The organism is Erwinia papayae, assembly GCF_058241465.1.
On record NZ_JBZCHT010000013.1, the window covers coordinates 957,517 to 974,838 of the forward strand.

The 17,322-nt window shown below is 53.3% G+C and carries 11 protein-coding genes, 1 tRNA gene and 3 rRNA genes; 13 read left to right on the forward strand and 2 right to left on the reverse strand.

All coding sequences use genetic code 11. From position 1 onward, the window contains the following. Positions 1-2: 2 nt before the first annotated feature. The 7 genes from AC3RPL_RS20490 (at position 3) to rbsR (ending at position 6,884) form a co-directional block, all read left to right on the forward strand. Entirely contained in the window at positions 3-776 is a 774-nt protein-coding gene (locus AC3RPL_RS20490) for a (S)-acetoin forming diacetyl reductase (protein WP_490741371.1), read from the forward strand. Positions 777-1,084: 308 nt separating this feature from the next. Continuing rightward, entirely contained in the window at positions 1,085-1,504 is a 420-nt protein-coding gene (gene rbsD / locus AC3RPL_RS20495) for a D-ribose pyranase (RefSeq protein ID WP_490741372.1), read from the forward strand. Between the two features lie 7 nt (positions 1,505-1,511). After that, positions 1,512-3,017: a ribose ABC transporter ATP-binding protein RbsA gene (gene rbsA, locus AC3RPL_RS20500; protein WP_490741373.1), complete on the forward strand. Its 1,506-nt coding sequence runs from the start codon at positions 1,512-1,514 to the stop codon at positions 3,015-3,017. Between the two features lie 2 nt (positions 3,018-3,019). Continuing rightward, a complete protein-coding gene (gene rbsC / locus AC3RPL_RS20505) occupies positions 3,020-3,988 on the forward strand; it encodes a ribose ABC transporter permease (protein ID WP_490741374.1) in 969 nt (322 codons plus the stop codon). 22 nt (positions 3,989-4,010) lie between these two features. After that, the gene (rbsB, locus tag AC3RPL_RS20510) at positions 4,011-4,892 is read left to right on the forward strand and encodes a ribose ABC transporter substrate-binding protein RbsB (RefSeq protein WP_420842945.1); all 882 of its coding nucleotides are present in this window, start codon (positions 4,011-4,013) and stop codon (positions 4,890-4,892) included. Between the two features lie 57 nt (positions 4,893-4,949). Further along, a complete protein-coding gene (rbsK, locus tag AC3RPL_RS20515) occupies positions 4,950-5,879 on the forward strand; it encodes a ribokinase (protein WP_490741375.1) in 930 nt (309 codons plus the stop codon). A gap of 3 nt (positions 5,880-5,882) precedes the next feature. Further along, a complete protein-coding gene (gene rbsR, locus AC3RPL_RS20520; RefSeq protein ID WP_490741376.1) occupies positions 5,883-6,884 on the forward strand; it encodes a ribose operon transcriptional repressor RbsR in 1,002 nt (333 codons plus the stop codon). Here the strand turns inward: rbsR and mdtD are convergent. Then, positions 6,881-8,284, reverse strand: coding sequence for a multidrug transporter subunit MdtD (mdtD, locus tag AC3RPL_RS20525; RefSeq protein ID WP_490741377.1), 1,404 nt, complete (start codon positions 8,282-8,284; stop codon positions 6,881-6,883). The genes rbsR and mdtD overlap by 4 nt on opposite strands. 506 nt (positions 8,285-8,790) lie before the next feature. Here mdtD and AC3RPL_RS20530 point away from each other — a divergent pair. From AC3RPL_RS20530 to birA, 6 genes are all read left to right on the forward strand, one after another. Then, a 16S ribosomal RNA gene (locus AC3RPL_RS20530) occupies positions 8,791-10,332 on the forward strand. An 89-nt stretch (positions 10,333-10,421) separates the two neighbouring features. Beyond that, positions 10,422-10,496: transfer RNA gene (locus AC3RPL_RS20535), tRNA-Glu, on the forward strand. A gap of 361 nt (positions 10,497-10,857) precedes the next feature. Next, positions 10,858-13,761, forward strand: a 23S ribosomal RNA gene (locus AC3RPL_RS20540). Positions 13,762-13,966: 205 nt separating this feature from the next. Beyond that, a 5S ribosomal RNA gene (gene rrf / locus AC3RPL_RS20545) occupies positions 13,967-14,082 on the forward strand. The 16S, 23S and 5S rRNA genes sit together here with 1 tRNA gene alongside, the layout of an rRNA operon. 176 nt (positions 14,083-14,258) lie before the next feature. Next, entirely contained in the window at positions 14,259-15,296 is a 1,038-nt protein-coding gene (murB, locus tag AC3RPL_RS20550; RefSeq protein ID WP_490741378.1) for a UDP-N-acetylmuramate dehydrogenase, read from the forward strand. Further along, entirely contained in the window at positions 15,293-16,258 is a 966-nt protein-coding gene (birA, locus tag AC3RPL_RS20555; protein WP_490741379.1) for a bifunctional biotin--[acetyl-CoA-carboxylase] ligase/biotin operon repressor BirA, read from the forward strand. The genes murB and birA overlap by 4 nt, the downstream gene beginning before the upstream one ends. 116 nt (positions 16,259-16,374) lie before the next feature. Here birA and AC3RPL_RS20560 read toward each other — a convergent pair whose 3' ends face one another. Further along, positions 16,375-17,196 carry an alpha/beta fold hydrolase gene (locus tag AC3RPL_RS20560; RefSeq protein ID WP_490741380.1) on the reverse strand — a complete coding sequence of 274 codons (822 nt, stop codon included), beginning with the start codon at positions 17,194-17,196 and terminating at the stop codon, positions 16,375-16,377. Positions 17,197-17,322 lie beyond the last annotated feature (126 nt).

The following is a 17,322-nucleotide window of genomic DNA, read 5'->3' on the forward strand; positions in this document are numbered from 1 at the left end:
AAATGAAAGCGAAAGTAGCATTAGTGACCGGCGGCGGCCAGGGCATTGGTAAAGCGATTGCCCTGCGCCTGGCGAAAGACGGTTTTGCCGTTGCGGTAGCAGATTACAACAGCCAGACGGCACGTCAGGTGGCGGATGAAATCGTCACCGGCGGCGGTAAAGCGCTGGCCGTTACCGTGGATGTCTCAAAGCGCGACCAGGTTTTTGCCGTTGTCGAACAGGCACGCAAAGAGCTGGGTGGATTTGATGTGATCGTTAATAACGCGGGCGTTGCCCCGACGACGCCCATTGAAGAGATCACCGAGGAAATGGTTGATAAAGTTTACGATATCAACATTAAAGGTGTGATTTGGGGAATGCAGGCGGCGATTAAAGCCTTCAAGGCTGAAGGTCACGGCGGGAAGATTATCAATGCCTGCTCGCAGGCGGGACATGTCGGTAATCCGGAGCTGGCGGTTTACAGCTCCAGCAAATTTGCCGTGCGCGGCCTGACGCAAACTGCCGCCCGCGATCTTGCTCCGGCGGGCATTACCGTCAATGCCTACTGCCCTGGCATTGTTAAAACACCAATGTGGGAAGAGATCGACAGGCAGGTTTCAGAAGCGGCAGGTAAACCTCTGGGCTATGGCACGGCGGAATTTGCCAAACGCATTACCCTGGGCCGTCTTTCTGAGCCAGAGGATGTGGCGGCCTGTGTCTCATACCTTGCCGGACCGGATTCCAGTTATATGACCGGTCAGTCACTGCTGATTGATGGCGGTATGGTCTTTAACTGATCTCCCGCAACTGGCCGGATCTTCCGGCCAGCTTGCTGATTTGCGGATTCAAAGCGCCCGGCTTTGTTCTCTTCGTCTTCAACTATGGCTGAACGGCTCAGCGATTATTTTTGCCGGCCATCAACCCCGCCTTCTGTGAAAGGATGCGCTTACTTCTCCTCCCCCTCGTCTTATCAAGCGAAAAGCGTGGCTTACTGGCGTGAGCGAAACGTTTCGATGGCGATCACAGTTTCATCTCTTGACCGTTGTTTTCCGTTGGTGATTTCCTACACTGCCGAGTAGCGAAACGTTTCGCTGGGGAGTGAACAATGAAAAAAGGCACCTTACTGAATTCTGATATTTCGTTACTGGTTGCGCGCCTGGGGCATACCGACAGCCTGGTGATTGGCGATGCGGGGCTGCCCATTCCGGGCGGACCACAGCGTGTTGATCTGGCGCTGACAAAGGGTATTCCCAGCTTTATGCAGGTGGTGCAGGCGGTGACCGCAGAAATGCAGGTGGAAAGTGCCGCGATGGCGGAAGAGATCAAAACCCATAATCCGCAGCTCCACCGCGATTTACTCGCTCTGCTCGATTTACTGCAACAACATCAGGGAAACAGCATTGCTGTTGAGTATGTCAGCCACCATCAGTTTAAACAGCAAACTCAGCGCAGCCAGGCGGTGATTCGCAGTGGGGAGTGTTCCCCCTATGCGAACATCATCCTGCGTGCTGGCGTGACCTTCTGAGGCCACCATGCAACCACTTTTACAATTACAGGGTATTGATAAATCGTTTCCCGGCGTGAAAGCGCTCTCCGGTGCGGCGCTGGCCGTCTATCCAGGCCGTGTGATGGCGCTGGTGGGCGAAAACGGTGCCGGGAAATCCACCATGATGAAAGTGATGACCGGCATTTACAGTCGTGATGCCGGTTCGATCAGCTGGCTGGGTAACGAGGTCAGCTTTAACGGTCCAAAAGCTTCTCAGGAGGCCGGGATTGGTATTATCCATCAGGAGCTGAACCTGATCCCACAGCTCAGCGTCGCGGAAAATATCTTTCTGGGTCGCGAGTTTGTGAACGGTCTGGGAGGTATCCAGTGGAAAAAAATGTATGCCGAAGCGGATCGCCTGCTGAAAAGGCTCAATCTGCGTTTCAGCAGCCACAAGCTGGTGGGGGATCTGTCGATTGGCGATCAGCAGATGGTGGAAATTGCCAAAGTGCTGAGCTTCGAATCGAAAGTGATTGTGATGGATGAACCCACCGATGCGCTGACCGATACCGAAACAGCGTCGCTGTTTACGGTGATCCGTGAGCTGAAAGCGCAGGGCTGCGGAATTGTCTATATCTCGCACCGGATGAAAGAAATTTTTGAAATTTGCGATGACGTTACGGTTTTCCGTGACGGGCAATTTATTGCCGAACGTGAAGTCAGCACCCTTGATGAAGATTCGCTGATTGAGATGATGGTCGGTCGCAAACTGGAGGAGCAGTATCCCCGCCTGGATAAGCAGCCTGGCGAAGTGCGTCTGCGGGTTGAAAATCTCGCCGGGCCTGGCGTCGATAAGGTGAGTTTTACCCTGCGCAAGGGTGAAATTCTTGGGGTGGCTGGCCTGATGGGAGCAGGGCGGACGGAGCTGATGAAGGTGCTGTACGGCGCATTGCCGCGTACGGATGGCAGCGTCATCCTTGACGGGAAACCGGTGGTTATCCGTTCTCCGGAAGAGGGATTGCGAAACGGCATCGTTTATATCTCGGAAGATCGCAAACGTGACGGCCTGGTGCTGGGCATGTCGGTAAAAGAGAACATGTCTCTCACCGCGCTGGACTATTTCAGCCACGGCGGTGGCCGGCTGAAACACGCTGAAGAACAGCTGGCGGTGGGTGATTTTATTAAACTTTTCAAGGTTAAAACGCCGTCGATGAATCAGCCGATTGGGCTGTTATCGGGCGGTAATCAGCAAAAAATTGCTATCGCGCGTGGACTGATGACCCGGCCAAAGGTGTTGATCCTCGATGAGCCAACGCGCGGGGTGGACGTGGGAGCAAAGAAAGAAATTTACCAGTTAATTAATCAGTTTAAAGAGGAAGGGCTCAGCATCATTCTTGTCTCTTCAGAAATGCCTGAAGTGCTGGGCATGAGTGACCGTGTGCTGGTTATGCATGAAGGCAGTCTGAGCGGCGATTTTCCAATTGAACAGGCCTCGCAGGAAGTTCTGATGGCGGCGGCAGTCGGTAAGCAACATAGCGTGGAGCTGGCATAACAATGAGTACTCAAACTCTTCAGAGCGGCCGTTTTTTCAGCAAAGCCTGGCTGCTGGAACAAAAGTCACTGATTGCGCTGATCGTGCTGATTGCCATCGTCTCTGGCATGAGCCCAAATTTCTTTACCCTGAACAATATGTTCAACATCCTGCAACAGACTTCGGTCAACGCGATTATGGCGGTGGGAATGACGCTGGTGATCCTGACCTCCGGTATCGATCTGTCTGTGGGATCATTACTGGCGCTGACCGGCGCGGTGGCAGCATCGCTGGTGGGGATGGAGGTGAACGCGCTGGTGGCGGTGGCGGCGTCACTGGCACTGGGTGCCGCGATCGGAGCCGTGACCGGTACTATCGTGGCAAAAGGCAGGGTGCAGGCGTTTATCGCCACCCTGGTGATGATGTTGCTGTTACGCGGCGTCACCATGGTTTACACCAACGGCAGCCCGGTTAACACCGGGTTTAATGACAATGCCGACCTGTTGGGCTGGTTTGGTATTGGCCGTCCGCTGGGCATCCCCACACCGGTCTGGCTGATGGCAGTGGTATTTGCGCTTGCCTGGTACATGCTGCATCACACCCGCCTCGGTCGTTATATCTATGCGCTGGGCGGCAATGAAGCCGCGACGCGTTTGTCGGGTATCAGCGTCAGCCGGGTCAAAATTACCGTTTATGCGCTGTGTGGCATGTTGGCCGCGCTGGCCGGAACCATTGAGGTTGCCCGCCTTTCTTCTGCGCAGCCAACCGCAGGAACGGGCTATGAACTGGATGCCATCGCGGCAGTGGTGCTGGGCGGCACCAGCCTTGCGGGTGGTAAAGGCCGCATTATGGGCACGCTGATTGGGGCGTTGATTCTTGGTTTTCTTAATAACGGCCTTAACCTGCTCGGCGTTTCGTCTTACTACCAAATGATCGTCAAAGCGGTGGTGATTTTGCTGGCGGTACTGGTAGATAACAAAAGTAGTAAATAACTCTCCCCTACAGGAACTGATGATGAAAATGACCAAACTGACAGCCCTTGCCGTTCTGCTCGGCGCCACGTTGAGCGCCAGTGCTATGGCAAAAGATACTATCGCTCTGGTGGTTTCAACCCTGAATAATCCGTTCTTCGTCTCGCTGAAAGACGGTGCACAAAAAGAAGCCGACAAGCTGGGCTATAACCTGGTGGTGCTGGATTCGCAGAATAATCCGGCGAAAGAGCTGGCTAACGTGCAGGATCTGACGGTGCGTGGCACCAAGTTGCTGCTGATCAACCCGACCGATTCTGACTCGGTGGGCAACGCGGTGAAAATGGCAAATCAGGCCAACATTCCGGTTATCACTCTTGACCGTAAGGCCGCACAGGGCGTGGTTGCCAGCCATGTTGCCTCAGATAACCGCTTTGGCGGCAAAATGGCGGGTGATTTTATTGCCAAAAAGCTGGGTGATAATGCCAAAATCATTGAGCTGTCTGGTATTGCCGGAACCTCAGCAGCCCGTGAGCGCGGCGAAGGTTTTAAAACCGCTGCGGATGCGCATAAATTTGTCATCCTTGCCAGTCAGCCAGCAGATTTCGACCGGACTAAAGGTCTGAACGTCATGCAGAATCTGTTAACTGCCCATCCGGATGTGCAGGCAGTATTTGCGCAGAATGATGAGATGGCGTTGGGAGCAATGCGTGCTTTGCAAACCGCCGGTAAATCTGATGTCCTTGTGGTGGGTTTTGATGGCACAGCAGATGGCGTGAAAGCAGTTGAAGGCGGCAAACTGGCGGCGACAGTGGCGCAACAGCCTGAGAAAATTGGCGTTATTGGCGTGGATGCCGCTGATAAGGTACTGAAAGGCCAGAAAGTACAGGCGATCAACCCGGTTGATCTGAAACTGGTGACCAAATAATGCAGTATGCCCCGCACCACCTTTCACAGGTGGTGCCTTTTTTTGGATGATTCCCTGATGAAAAAAACCGGAAAGCTGGCCGTTCTTGGCAGTATTAACGCAGATCACATTCTCAACCTGTCCCGCTTTCCGCGCCCTGGTGAAACGGTTGTCGGTAACCATTATCAGGTTGCTTTTGGTGGAAAAGGGGCCAATCAGGCGGTGGCAGCTGGGCGTAGCGGCGCTGATATCGCTTTTATCGCCTGTGTGGGTGACGACGATATCGGTGAGCGGATACGTCAACAGCTGATGAAAGACCACATCGATGTCTCGCCGGTGGAGGTTGTGCCCGGTGAATCTACGGGGGTGGCGCTGATCTTCGTTAATGAGGACGGTGAAAACAGTATTGCGATTCATGCCGGAGCGAATGGGGCACTGACGCCGGAACGGGTGGCAAAACATAAACAGACGATCGCTGAGGCTGCGGCATTGTTAATGCAACTCGAGTCCCCCCTGGATAGCGTTCTGGCTGCGGCAAAAATCGCCCGACAGCATCAGACCCGGGTTATCCTCAACCCGGCTCCGGCAACGCCACTCTCCGATGAGCTGTTAGCGCTGGTGGATATGATTACGCCAAATGAAACCGAAGCGGAAATTCTCACCGGCGTGCATATCGAATCTGATGAAGATGCGGCGCGGGCAGCTCATCTGCTGCATGAAAAGGGCATCCCCAGCGTTTTGATTACCTTGGGAAGCCGTGGCGTTTGGCTGAGCGAACAGGGTAAGGGGCAACGTATTGCCGGTTTTAAGGTTCAGGCTGTGGATACCATCGCCGCCGGAGATACCTTTAATGGGGCGCTGATCACTGCCCTGCTGGAAGATAAGCCTGTCGAACAGGCGGTGCGTTTTGCTCATGCGGCGGCAGCCATTGCTGTTACCCGATCCGGCGCACAGCCTTCCGTGCCCTGGCGCAATGAAACCGACAACTTTTTGCAGCAGCAGGGGTAGTCTGTGGCAACAATGAAAGATGTGGCGCGACTTGCTGGTGTATCAACCTCAACGGTTTCCCACGTCATCAATAACAACCGTTTTGTCAGCGACGCGGTGCGCGAAAAAATTAACGCAGCAATCACGCAACTGAACTATGCCCCTTCCGCCCTGGCCCGCAGCCTGAAACTTAATCAGACCAGAACCATTGGCATGCTGCTGACTGCCAGCAGTAATCCCTTCTATTCTGAGGTGGTGCGTGGGGTTGAACGTAGCTGCTATGAACGCGGCTACAGTCTGGTGCTCTGTAACACCGAAGGCGATGAAGATCGCCTGCATCGCAGTCTGGAAACGTTACTGCAAAAACGCGTCGATGGCCTGTTAATTATGTGTACCGAAAGCCACATACCCCCGACAGAGCTCCTTGGTCGCTATCCTTCCATACCTTCAGTGATGATGGACTGGTCACCTTTCGATGGCGGCAGTGACATCATTCAGGATAATTCGCTGCTGGGTGGCGAAATGGCTACCCGATATCTTATTTCGCGTGGCTACAGGCGAATTGCCTGCATTGCCGGTCCACAGGACAAGACGCCAGCCCGACTGCGCCTCGAAGGTTTTCAACAGGCAATGAAAACGGCGGGCCTTCCCATTCTGCCGGGCTATGTGGTCAGTGGTGACTTTGAATTTGAGGGAGGCTATCACGCAATGAATGAGCTGCTTGTGCTCAATCCCCTGCCTCAGGCTGTTTTCACCAGTAACGATGCTATGGCGGTTGGGGTTTACCATGCGCTGTATCAGGCGGGTCTGGTAGTAGGGCGGGACATGGCGGTGATGGGTTATGATGATATCGAACTGGCCCGCTATATGACCCCACCGCTCACCACCATTCATCAGCCGAAGGATGAGCTGGGGGAGCTGGCCATCGATACGTTAATTCATCGTCTGAATGAACCCGGCGGCAGTCAGCAGCTGCTGGTTCTGACGCCGGAGCTAATCGAGCGCGGCTCAGTAGCGGAAATTTAATGCCGCCTTTGGCGTTTTTCCCGGTTGGTAATCAGATGGCGACCATCGCCGGGTTTCAGCAGCATAAACACCAGCCCGGAAATCGCCGTCACCACGCCCATCGTCAGGAAGGTGGCGTGAAATTGCTGTACGGTTGATGCGTCAAAGTTCTCATAGAAACGTAATACTGCGGCACTCACCGCCACGCCAAAACTAATCGCCAGCTGTTGCGTGACCGCCAGCATACTGTTACCGCTACTGGCGTTACTTTCGTTCAGGTCTGCCAGGGTAATGGTGTTCATTGCGGTAAATTGAGTCGACATCGCCATGCCCAGAATAAACAGGGGCAGTAGCAATACCGGCAGTCCCATCGCGGGCGTTTGCAACGCAAAACTGGCAATTAACGCACCAATTATCACGCTGATCCATACCAGTGTTTTTCTGTAACCCAGCCAGCGCAATACCTGCGTTACCGTTGACTTCGCCAGTAGAGATCCAACGGCGGTGGGGGCCATCATGCAGCCAGCCAGAATAGCGGAATAGCCAAAGCCAATCTGAAGCATCAATGGCATCAGGAAGGGGACACAACCGGTGCCAAGACGCGAGGCGATATTACCCAGTATGCCTACGGAGAAAGTGCGGGTTTTGAACATCGGTAGTGGAATCAGTGGAGCAGCGTGATGCCGCGCGTGCACTATGTAGATAAGAAGCAGAAGGATGCCGCCTGCGGTTACGGCCAGTGCAATGCTGGTGGATACAATTTTCTCACCAAATAACTCTATCCCACTGGAGAGTAAGACCAGGCCAAAACCAAACAGCAAAAACCCGGGCAGGTCAAAGCGGCGTCTGGGGGTGGTGAAATCCGGCATATATTTGCGAGCATAAATAATCCCCATAACGCCCATAGGAATATTGATCAGGAAAATCCAGTGCCAGGTGGCCCAGGTAACCAGAACGCCACCGAGCATTGGACCCAGCACCGGGCCAATCAATCCCGGCATAGTGACAAAATTGAGCACGGGCAGTAGCTCACTGCGTGGATAAGCTCGTAACAGCGCCAGTCTGGCTACCGGCATCATCATGGCTCCGCCAATGCCCTGCACAACGCGAAAGACAACCAGCATGGCCAGCGATCCTGACAGCGCGCAGGCCAGCGAACCAAGAGTAAAAAGGCTGACGGCAATGATAAATATTTTTCGTGTGCCGAAACGGTCTGCCAGCCAGCCGCTAACCGGAATAAGCATGGCAACAGTCAGTGTGTAGCTGATAACGGCGGATTGCATTGCAAGGGGAGAGCGGTTGAGGCTGTTCGCAATAGCGGGAAGCGCGGTGTTAAGTATTGTCGCATCGAGTGCCTGCATAAAGAAAGCCATGGCGGCAATCCATGGAAGTCCGGCCATACTGCGCGCGGATTTTATCATTTGGCATCCTTTTTGGTGATTAGCGTAGCAGTTGTGAACTGCAAGTAATAAAGAATAGCACCGCGAGAGCAGATATCGTGATGCCCAAAGAGGGTTTCAGTAGCGAATTTGCTGTGAAAACAGCCGATGGGTGGTGGTTTTTTAACCCAAAGATGAAAAAAGAAGCTAACGATGTTTTTTTTAAAATTAATACTTGTCAGGCGTCAGGAACTCCCTATAATGCGCCTCCACTGACACGGAACAACGACGCAAACGTCATCGTGAAAGTAAGAGAAAAGTGATAAAATACTTGACTCTAAGGCGGAAATGCATAGTATATGCACCCCGCGCCACACGAGAATATGTTGCACCGCTCTTTAACAATTTATCAGACAATCTGTGTGGGCACTCACAGGATTGATATCCGCATCTTAGGATGCAAAAAAATATCAAGCCTCAGAGTGAACACGTAATTCATTACGGTTTTTCCTGAGCACCGCTTCACGAGTTGAAGCAAATCAGACTTTTAATTGAAGAGTTTGATCATGGCTCAGATTGAACGCTGGCGGCAGGCCTAACACATGCAAGTCGAACGGTAGCACAGGGGAGCTTGCTCCCCGGGTGACGAGTGGCGGACGGGTGAGTAATGTCTGGGAAACTGCCCGATGGAGGGGGATAACTACTGGAAACGGTAGCTAATACCGCATAACGTCGCAAGACCAAAGTGGGGGACCTTCGGGCCTCACACCATCGGATGTGCCCAGATGGGATTAGCTAGTTGGTGAGGTAACGGCTCACCAAGGCGACGATCCCTAGCTGGTCTGAGAGGATGACCAGCCACACTGGAACTGAGACACGGTCCAGACTCCTACGGGAGGCAGCAGTGGGGAATATTGCACAATGGGCGCAAGCCTGATGCAGCCATGCCGCGTGTATGAAGAAGGCCTTCGGGTTGTAAAGTACTTTCAGCGGGGAGGAAGGGAGTGGAGTTAATAACTTCATTCATTGACGTTACCCGCAGAAGAAGCACCGGCTAACTCCGTGCCAGCAGCCGCGGTAATACGGAGGGTGCAAGCGTTAATCGGAATTACTGGGCGTAAAGCGCACGCAGGCGGTCTGTTAAGTCAGATGTGAAATCCCCGGGCTTAACCTGGGAACTGCATTTGAAACTGGCAGGCTTGAGTCTTGTAGAGGGGGGTAGAATTCCAGGTGTAGCGGTGAAATGCGTAGAGATCTGGAGGAATACCGGTGGCGAAGGCGGCCCCCTGGACAAAGACTGACGCTCAGGTGCGAAAGCGTGGGGAGCAAACAGGATTAGATACCCTGGTAGTCCACGCCGTAAACGATGTCGATTTGGAGGTTGTGCCCTTGAGGCGTGGCTTCCGTAGCTAACGCGTTAAATCGACCGCCTGGGGAGTACGGCCGCAAGGTTAAAACTCAAATGAATTGACGGGGGCCCGCACAAGCGGTGGAGCATGTGGTTTAATTCGATGCAACGCGAAGAACCTTACCTGGCCTTGACATCCACGGAAGACCCCAGAGATGGGGTTGTGCCTTCGGGAACCGTGAGACAGGTGCTGCATGGCTGTCGTCAGCTCGTGTTGTGAAATGTTGGGTTAAGTCCCGCAACGAGCGCAACCCTTATCCTTTGTTGCCATCGGTTCGGCCGGGAACTCAAAGGAGACTGCCGGTGATAAACCGGAGGAAGGTGGGGATGACGTCAAGTCATCATGGCCCTTACGGCCAGGGCTACACACGTGCTACAATGGCGCATACAAAGAGAAGCGACCTCGCGAGAGCAAGCGGACCTCATAAAGTGCGTCGTAGTCCGGATCGGAGTCTGCAACTCGACTCCGTGAAGTCGGAATCGCTAGTAATCGTGGATCAGAATGCCACGGTGAATACGTTCCCGGGCCTTGTACACACCGCCCGTCACACCATGGGAGTGGGTTGCAAAAGAAGTAGGTAGCTTAACCTTCGGGAGGGCGCTTACCACTTTGTGATTCATGACTGGGGTGAAGTCGTAACAAGGTAACCGTAGGGGAACCTGCGGTTGGATCACCTCCTTACCTGAAGATACCTTCCCGTGCAGTGCTCACACAGATTGTCTGATAGAAAAGTAATGAGCAGGACGGCTGCGAAGTCGAGACACCTTTGTGTCCCCTTCGTCTAGCGGTTAGGACTCCGCCCTTTCACGGCGGCAACAGGGGTTCGAATCCCCTAGGGGACGCCACCTGCCTGGTGACAGGTGAAAGATGTCTCCGCCCGTATCTCAGAGCTGATTTACCGCAAGGTGAATCGGTTATGAGATACATGCTCTTTAACAATCCGGAACAAGCTGAAAATTTGAAACGACATGTTGTGGTCATTCTCCGTAATAAGAATGGCATGACGACATGTTCGGGTCTCTCAAATGCTTACAACATGCAGCGTGACTCTGTCGGAGTAACGAACGAGCAAGGTCGTGGCAAGGCGTCAGCGCGCAGCAGGGCGGAGTGGACTGATGTCCATGAGCACTGCAAGCACTGCATAACGCGGCCATGACGACGCGCAGTCGTTACGAAACCAGAAGAAAGGACGCCTGTGGGTTGTGAGGTTAAGTGACTAAGCGTACACGGTGGATGCCCTGGCAGTCAGAGGCGATGAAGGGCGTGCTAATCTGCGATAAGCGTCGGTAAGGTGATATGAACCGCGATACCCGACGATACCCGAATGGGGAAACCCGGTGCACTCAGTGCATCATTGCAGCATGAATACATAGTGCTGCAAGGCGAACCGGGGGAACTGAAACATCTAAGTACCCCGAGGAAAAGAAATCAACCGAGATTCCCCCAGTAGCGGCGAGCGAACGGGGAGGAGCCCGGAACCATCATCGGCTTGTGCATCAGTGGAAGCGTCTGGAAAGTCGCAGGATACAGGGTGATACTCCCGTACACGAAGAGGCACAGGTCGTGAGTTCGAAGAGTAGGGCGGGACACGTGGTATCCTGTCTGAATATGGGGGGACCATCCTCCAAGGCTAAATACTCCTGACTGACCGATAGTGAACCAGTACCGTGAGGGAAAGGCGAAAAGAACCCCGGCGAGGGGAGTGAAACAGAACCTGAAACCGTGTACGTACAAGCAGTGGGAGCACCTTCGTGGTGTGACTGCGTACCTTTTGTATAATGGGTCAGCGACTTGTATTCTGTAGCAAGGTTAACCGTATAGGGGAGCCGAAGGGAAACCGAGTCTTAACCGGGCGTTAAGTTGCAGGGTACAGACCCGAAACCCGGTGATCTAGCCATGGGCAGGTTGAAGGTTGGGTAACACTAACTGGAGGACCGAACCGACTGATGTTGAAAAATCAGCGGATGACCTGTGGCTGGGGGTGAAAGGCCAATCAAACCGGGAGATAGCTGGTTCTCCCCGAAAGCTATTTAGGTAGCGCCTCGTGAACTCATCTCCGGGGGTAGAGCACTGTTTCGGCCAGGGGGCCATCCCGGCTTACCGATCCGATGCAAACTGCGAATACCGGAGAATGTTATCACGGGAGACACACGGCGGGTGCTAACGTCCGTCGTGAAGAGGGAAACAACCCAGACCGCCAGCTAAGGTCCCAAAGTCATGGTTAAGTGGGAAACGATGTGGGAAGGCCCAGACAGCCAGGATGTTGGCTTAGAAGCAGCCATCATTTAAAGAAAGCGTAATAGCTCACTGGTCGAGTCGGCCTGCGCGGAAGATGTAACGGGGCTAAACCATGCACCGAAGCTGCGGCAGCGGCGCGCAAGCGTTGTTGGGTAGGGGAGCGTTCTGTAAGCCTGCGAAGGTGGCCTGTGAGGGCTGCTGGAGGTATCAGAAGTGCGAATGCTGACATAAGTAACGATAAAGCGGGTGAAAAGCCCGCTCGCCGGAAGACCAAGGGTTCCTGTACAACGTTAATCGGGGCAGGGTGAGTCGACCCCTAAGGCGAGGCCGAAAGGCGTAGTCGATGGGAAACGGGTTAATATTCCCGTACTTGGTGTTGCTGCGAAGGGGGGACGGAGAAGGCTGTGTCAGCCGGGCGACGGTCGTCCCGGTTTAAGCGTGTAGGCTGGTTTTCCAGGCAAATCCGGAAAATCAAGGCTGAGGCGTGATGACGAGGCACCACGGTGCTGAAGTGACAGATGCCCTGCTTCCAGGAAAAGCCTCTAAGCATCAGGCAACACGAAATCGTACCCGAAACCGACACAGGTGGTCAGGTAGAGAATACCAAGGCGCTTGAGAGAACCCGGGTGAAGGAACTAGGCAAAATGGTGCCGTAACTTCGGGAGAAGGCACGCTGGCGCGTAGGTGGAGGGACTTGCTCCCCGAGCCGAGGCCAGTCGAAGATACCAGCTGGCTGCAACTGTTTATTAAAAACACAGCACTGTGCAAACACGAAAGTGGACGTATACGGTGTGACGCCTGCCCGGTGCCGGAAGGTTAATTGATGGGGTTATGGGTAACCAGAAGCTCCTGATCGAAGCCCCGGTAAACGGCGGCCGTAACTATAACGGTCCTAAGGTAGCGAAATTCCTTGTCGGGTAAGTTCCGACCTGCACGAATGGCGTAATGATGGCCAGGCTGTCTCCACCCGGGACTCAGTGAAATTGAACTCGCTGTGAAGATGCAGTGTACCCGCGGCAAGACGGAAAGACCCCGTGAACCTTTACTACAGCTTGACACTGAACGCTGAGCCTTGATGTGCAGGATAGGTGGGAGGCTTTGAAGCGTGGACGCCAGTCTGCGCGGAGCCATCCTTGAAATACCACCCTTTAACGTTTGGCGTTCTAACCTTGCGCCGTGATCCGGCGCGGGGACAGTGTCTGGTGGGTAGTTTGACTGGGGCGGTCTCCTCCCAAAGCGTAACGGAGGAGCACGAAGGTTGGCTAATCCTGGTCGGACATCAGGAGGTTAGTGCAATGGCATAAGCCAGCTTGACTGCGAGCGTGACGGCGCGAGCAGGTGCGAAAGCAGGTCATAGTGATCCGGTGGTTCTGAATGGAAGGGCCATCGCTCAACGGATAAAAGGTACTCCGGGGATAACAGGCTGATACCGCCCAAGAGTTCATATCGACGGCGGTGTTTGGCACCTCGATGTCGGCTCATCACATCCTGGGGCTGAAGCAGGTCCCAAGGGTACGGCTGTTCGCCGTTTAAAGTGGTACGCGAGCTGGGTTTAGAACGTCGTGAGACAGTTCGGTCCCTATCTGCCGTGGGCGCTGGAGAATTGAGGGGGTTTGCTCCCAGTACGAGAGGACCGGAGTGAACGCACCGCTGGTGTTCGGGTTGTCACGCCAGTGGCACTGCCCGGTAGCTAAGTGCGGAAAAGATAAGCGCTGAAAGCATCTAAGCGCGAAACTTGCCCCGAGATGAGTTCTCCCTGTGGCTTTAAGCCACCCGAAGGGACGTTGAAGACGACGACGTTGATAGGCCGGATGTGTAAGCGCAGCGATGCGTTGAGCTGACCGGTACTAATGACCCGAGAGGCTTAACCTTACAACGCCAGAGGCGTTCTGTTGAGAGACAGTGAATAATTTTCAGCTTGTGACGGATAAGTAATTTGCAGGGAACGTGAGATTTTGTGCTGAGAGAAGGCGGCAGGCGAAGGAAAGGAAAGAGCATACATAAGTATGCGACTGACTTTACGAGCGCAGGCAACGCGGTATCAGGGCAAAAGAAGCGTTTTGTGCACCAAGATTTGCCTGGCGGCCGTAGCGCGGTGGTCCCACCTGACCCCATGCCGAACTCAGAAGTGAAACGCCGTAGCGCCGATGGTAGTGTGGGGTCTCCCCATGCGAGAGTAGGGAACTGCCAGGCATCAACTAAAGCGAAGACCCCGACCGTAAGGCCGGGGTTTTTTGCGTTTTTCCCCAATAAAAAAAGCGGATACCCCTTCCCGGGCCGACTTTTACCTCTGAAGATGTAAAAAAATAAGCCTTACTGGCCGATCGATCAGGTAAACTGGCGGCAGTCAAATTTGTTAAGGCCATCTGATGTCCAGCCAGTCCCCCTCTCTGAAACCCTTTAATACCTTCAATCTCGATGTCAAAGCGGAACAAATTGTGGTGGCCGAAACCACCGCTGAGCTGATTAATGCCTGGCAAACCAGCCAGAAGAATCAGCAGCCTGCTCTTTTGCTCGGAGAGGGGAGTAATATTCTTTTTCTGGAAGATTTTCACGGTGTTGTGATTGTGAATCGTCTGAAAGGTATCCGCGTTGAAGAGAGCGATGAGGCCTGGCATTTGCACGTAGCATCCGGTGAAAACTGGCATAATCTGGTGCAGTACTCATTGGAAAATGGTTTCTCCGGTTTAGAGAATCTGGCAATGATTCCTGGCTGTGTTGGCTCCGCACCGATCCAGAATATTGGCGCTTATGGTGTGGAACTGAAAACTGTCTGTGAATATGTTGATGTGCTGAAACTTACCTGTGGTGAAACGCGGCGTTTGTCAGCGGAAGAGTGTCAGTTTGGTTATCGCGACAGCATATTCAAGCATCACTACCAGACAGGCTATGCCATTATTGCCGTCGGACTTAAGCTGAAAAAAGCGTGGCAACCGGTGATGACTTACGGTGAACTCAGTAAATCTGATCCGACCACGATTACGGCACAGCAGATTTTCGATACCGTCTGTCATATGCGCAGCAGTAAATTGCCCGACCCTCGTATCACTGGAAATGCCGGCAGTTTTTTCAAAAACCCGGTTGTTGATGCGGCTTTTGCTGATTCTTTGTTAAAAAATTATCCTGACGCTCCGCTTTATCCTCAGGCTGATGGCACTGTCAAACTGGCGGCTGGCTGGCTGATTGATCGTTGTAACCTGAAAGGATTTTGTGTGGGAGGAGCTGCCGTGCATCGGCAGCAGGCGCTGGTTCTGATCAACCAGCAACAGGCCAGCAGTGGCGATATTGTAGCGCTGGCACATGAGGTGCGACAGCGCGTTGGTAGCAAATTTAACGTCTGGCTTGAGCCTGAAGTACGCTTTATTGGTGCTACAGGAGAAAAGGATGCGGTTAAGGTAATTTCATGAAAGCGAATATCGTTCCTCTGGCATTAATCAGGCTGTTAGCGGATGGCGAGTTTCATTCGGGCGAGCAGTTGGGTGAACAGCTGGGCATGAGCCGGGCTGCAATCAATAAACATATTCAGACCCTGAAAGACTGGGGCATAGATGTGTTTACCGTGGTGGGGAAAGGCTACAGTTTGCCAGCGCCGATCCAATTGCTGGATGAAGAAACGATTACTGCGCGGCTGGTTGATGGTCGCCTGGCCGTAATACCGGTGATTGATTCCACCAACCAGTATCTGCTGGATAGAATGGATCAATTGCAATCCGGAGATGCCTGTGTTGCTGAATATCAGCAGGCAGGAAGGGGCCGCCGCGGCAGGCAGTGGTTTTCACCCTTTGGCTCCAACCTCTATCTTTCGATGTACTGGCGTCTGGAGCATGGCCCCGTTGCCGCGATGGGATTGAGCCTGGTGATTGGCATTGTCACCGCCGAAGTATTACAGGAGTCAGGGGCCAGTGATGTACGGGTAAAATGGCCAAATGACCTCTATCTGCACGATCGTAAACTGGCGGGTATCCTGGTAGAACTAACGGGGAAAACGGGCGACGCGGCGCAAATCGTGATGGGAACAGGCATTAACCTGGCGATGCGCTCGCCGGATACGACTATCGTCAATCAGGGATGGATTAACCTGCATGAAGCGGGTGTTGATATCGACCGCAACCTGCTGACTGCCAGGCTGGTAAACAAAATGCGCCAGTCGCTGACATTGTTCGAAAGTGAGGGACTGGCTCCGTTTATTGACCGCTGGAGAGCGCTGGATAATTTTATCGATCGTCCGGTGAAGTTACTGATAGGCGACCGTGAAATCCCTGGCATTGCCAGAGGCATCGATCAGCAGGGTGGATTACTACTGGAGCAGGATGGCATCGTGAAATCATGGGTAGGGGGAGAAATCTCGCTGCGTCCGCAGGATAAGTAACGATCCCCTGCGCTGCCTTCATTTTTTCCGTCATCGGTGCGGAATCTTTAAAAAACAGCCAGACTTTCATTCCAGATGCGCATAAAAGGGGCGGCGGCCCCTTTTTTTCATTTTGATTACAGAGAGTTAAGAAAGGCCAGCAGATCCTCGTTCAACTGCTGTTGATGGGTCACGGCAAAACCGTGCGGCGCACCGTCATAAATTTTTAACTGAGAGTGCTTAATCATTTTAGCGGCCAGCTTGCCCGTGGCTTCGAAGGGCACCACCTGATCGTTACTGCCATGGATTATCAACGTTGGAACGGTGATTTTCGCCATATCGGGCCGAAAATCGGTTTCAGAAAATGCGGTGACACACTCAAGTGTTCCCTTAAGGGAAGCCAGCAAGGCCATATTCAGCGTCTGTGTCAGCACGCCGGCAGAAACCGACATGCCCTGATTCGTACCGTAAAATGGTGTGGCAAAGTCACTGATAAACTGGGCGCGATCTTTAAGTAAACCGCGCTTAATGTCGTCAAATACCGATTTATCAACGCCTTCAGGGTGATCGTCCGTTTTTATAAACAGGGGTGTGACTGCGCCCAGCAGCACCAGGCTGGTCACCCGGTCTGTACCATACTTCCCGATATAGCGGCTGACGTCGCCACCGCCCATAGAAAAGCCCACCAGAGTGACATCCCGCAGATCAAGGTGCTGCAACAGGTCATTAATGTCTGAAGCAAAAGTATCGTAATCATAACCTTGCCACGGTTGATCTGAACGACCAAAACCACGGCGGTCCGTAGCGATCACCCGAAAGCCGCGTTCTGCCAGGAAATACATCTGGCTCTCCCACATATCCGCATCCAGGGGCCAGCCGTGGCTGAAAAGTACAGGTTTCCCTTTGCCCCAGTCTTTAAAATAAATCTGTGTACCATCCTGCGCCGTAAATGTACTCATGTTCTTTTCCTCAGATCAGGTCATGCCGTGTTTGTTAACCATAGCTTCCCTGAAGAAAAAAGAGATATCAGAAAGAGTTACACCTCATGCAAGGCATAAGTGGCGCTTGTTTATCTTTTTGTTAAC

Bases quoted from the DNA above. Each gene is read 5' to 3' on its own strand.
- rbsC (WP_490741374.1), top strand. From the start codon at position 3,020: ATGAGTACTCAAACTCTTCAGAGCGGCCGTTTTTTCAGCAAAGCCTGG.
- AC3RPL_RS20560 (WP_490741380.1), bottom strand. From the start codon at position 17,196: ATGAGTACATTTACGGCGCAGGATGGTACACAGATTTATTTTAAAGAC.
- birA (WP_490741379.1), top strand. From the start codon at position 15,293: ATGAAAGCGAATATCGTTCCTCTGGCATTAATCAGGCTGTTAGCGGAT.
- AC3RPL_RS20490 (WP_490741371.1), top strand. From the start codon at position 3: ATGAAAGCGAAAGTAGCATTAGTGACCGGCGGCGGCCAGGGCATTGGT.
- rbsD (WP_490741372.1), top strand. From the start codon at position 1,085: ATGAAAAAAGGCACCTTACTGAATTCTGATATTTCGTTACTGGTTGCG.
- rbsA (WP_490741373.1), top strand. From the start codon at position 1,512: ATGCAACCACTTTTACAATTACAGGGTATTGATAAATCGTTTCCCGGC.
- rbsK (WP_490741375.1), top strand. From the start codon at position 4,950: ATGAAAAAAACCGGAAAGCTGGCCGTTCTTGGCAGTATTAACGCAGAT.
- murB (WP_490741378.1), top strand. From the start codon at position 14,259: ATGTCCAGCCAGTCCCCCTCTCTGAAACCCTTTAATACCTTCAATCTC.
- rbsB (WP_420842945.1), top strand. From the start codon at position 4,011: ATGAAAATGACCAAACTGACAGCCCTTGCCGTTCTGCTCGGCGCCACG.
- mdtD (WP_490741377.1), bottom strand. From the start codon at position 8,284: ATGATAAAATCCGCGCGCAGTATGGCCGGACTTCCATGGATTGCCGCC.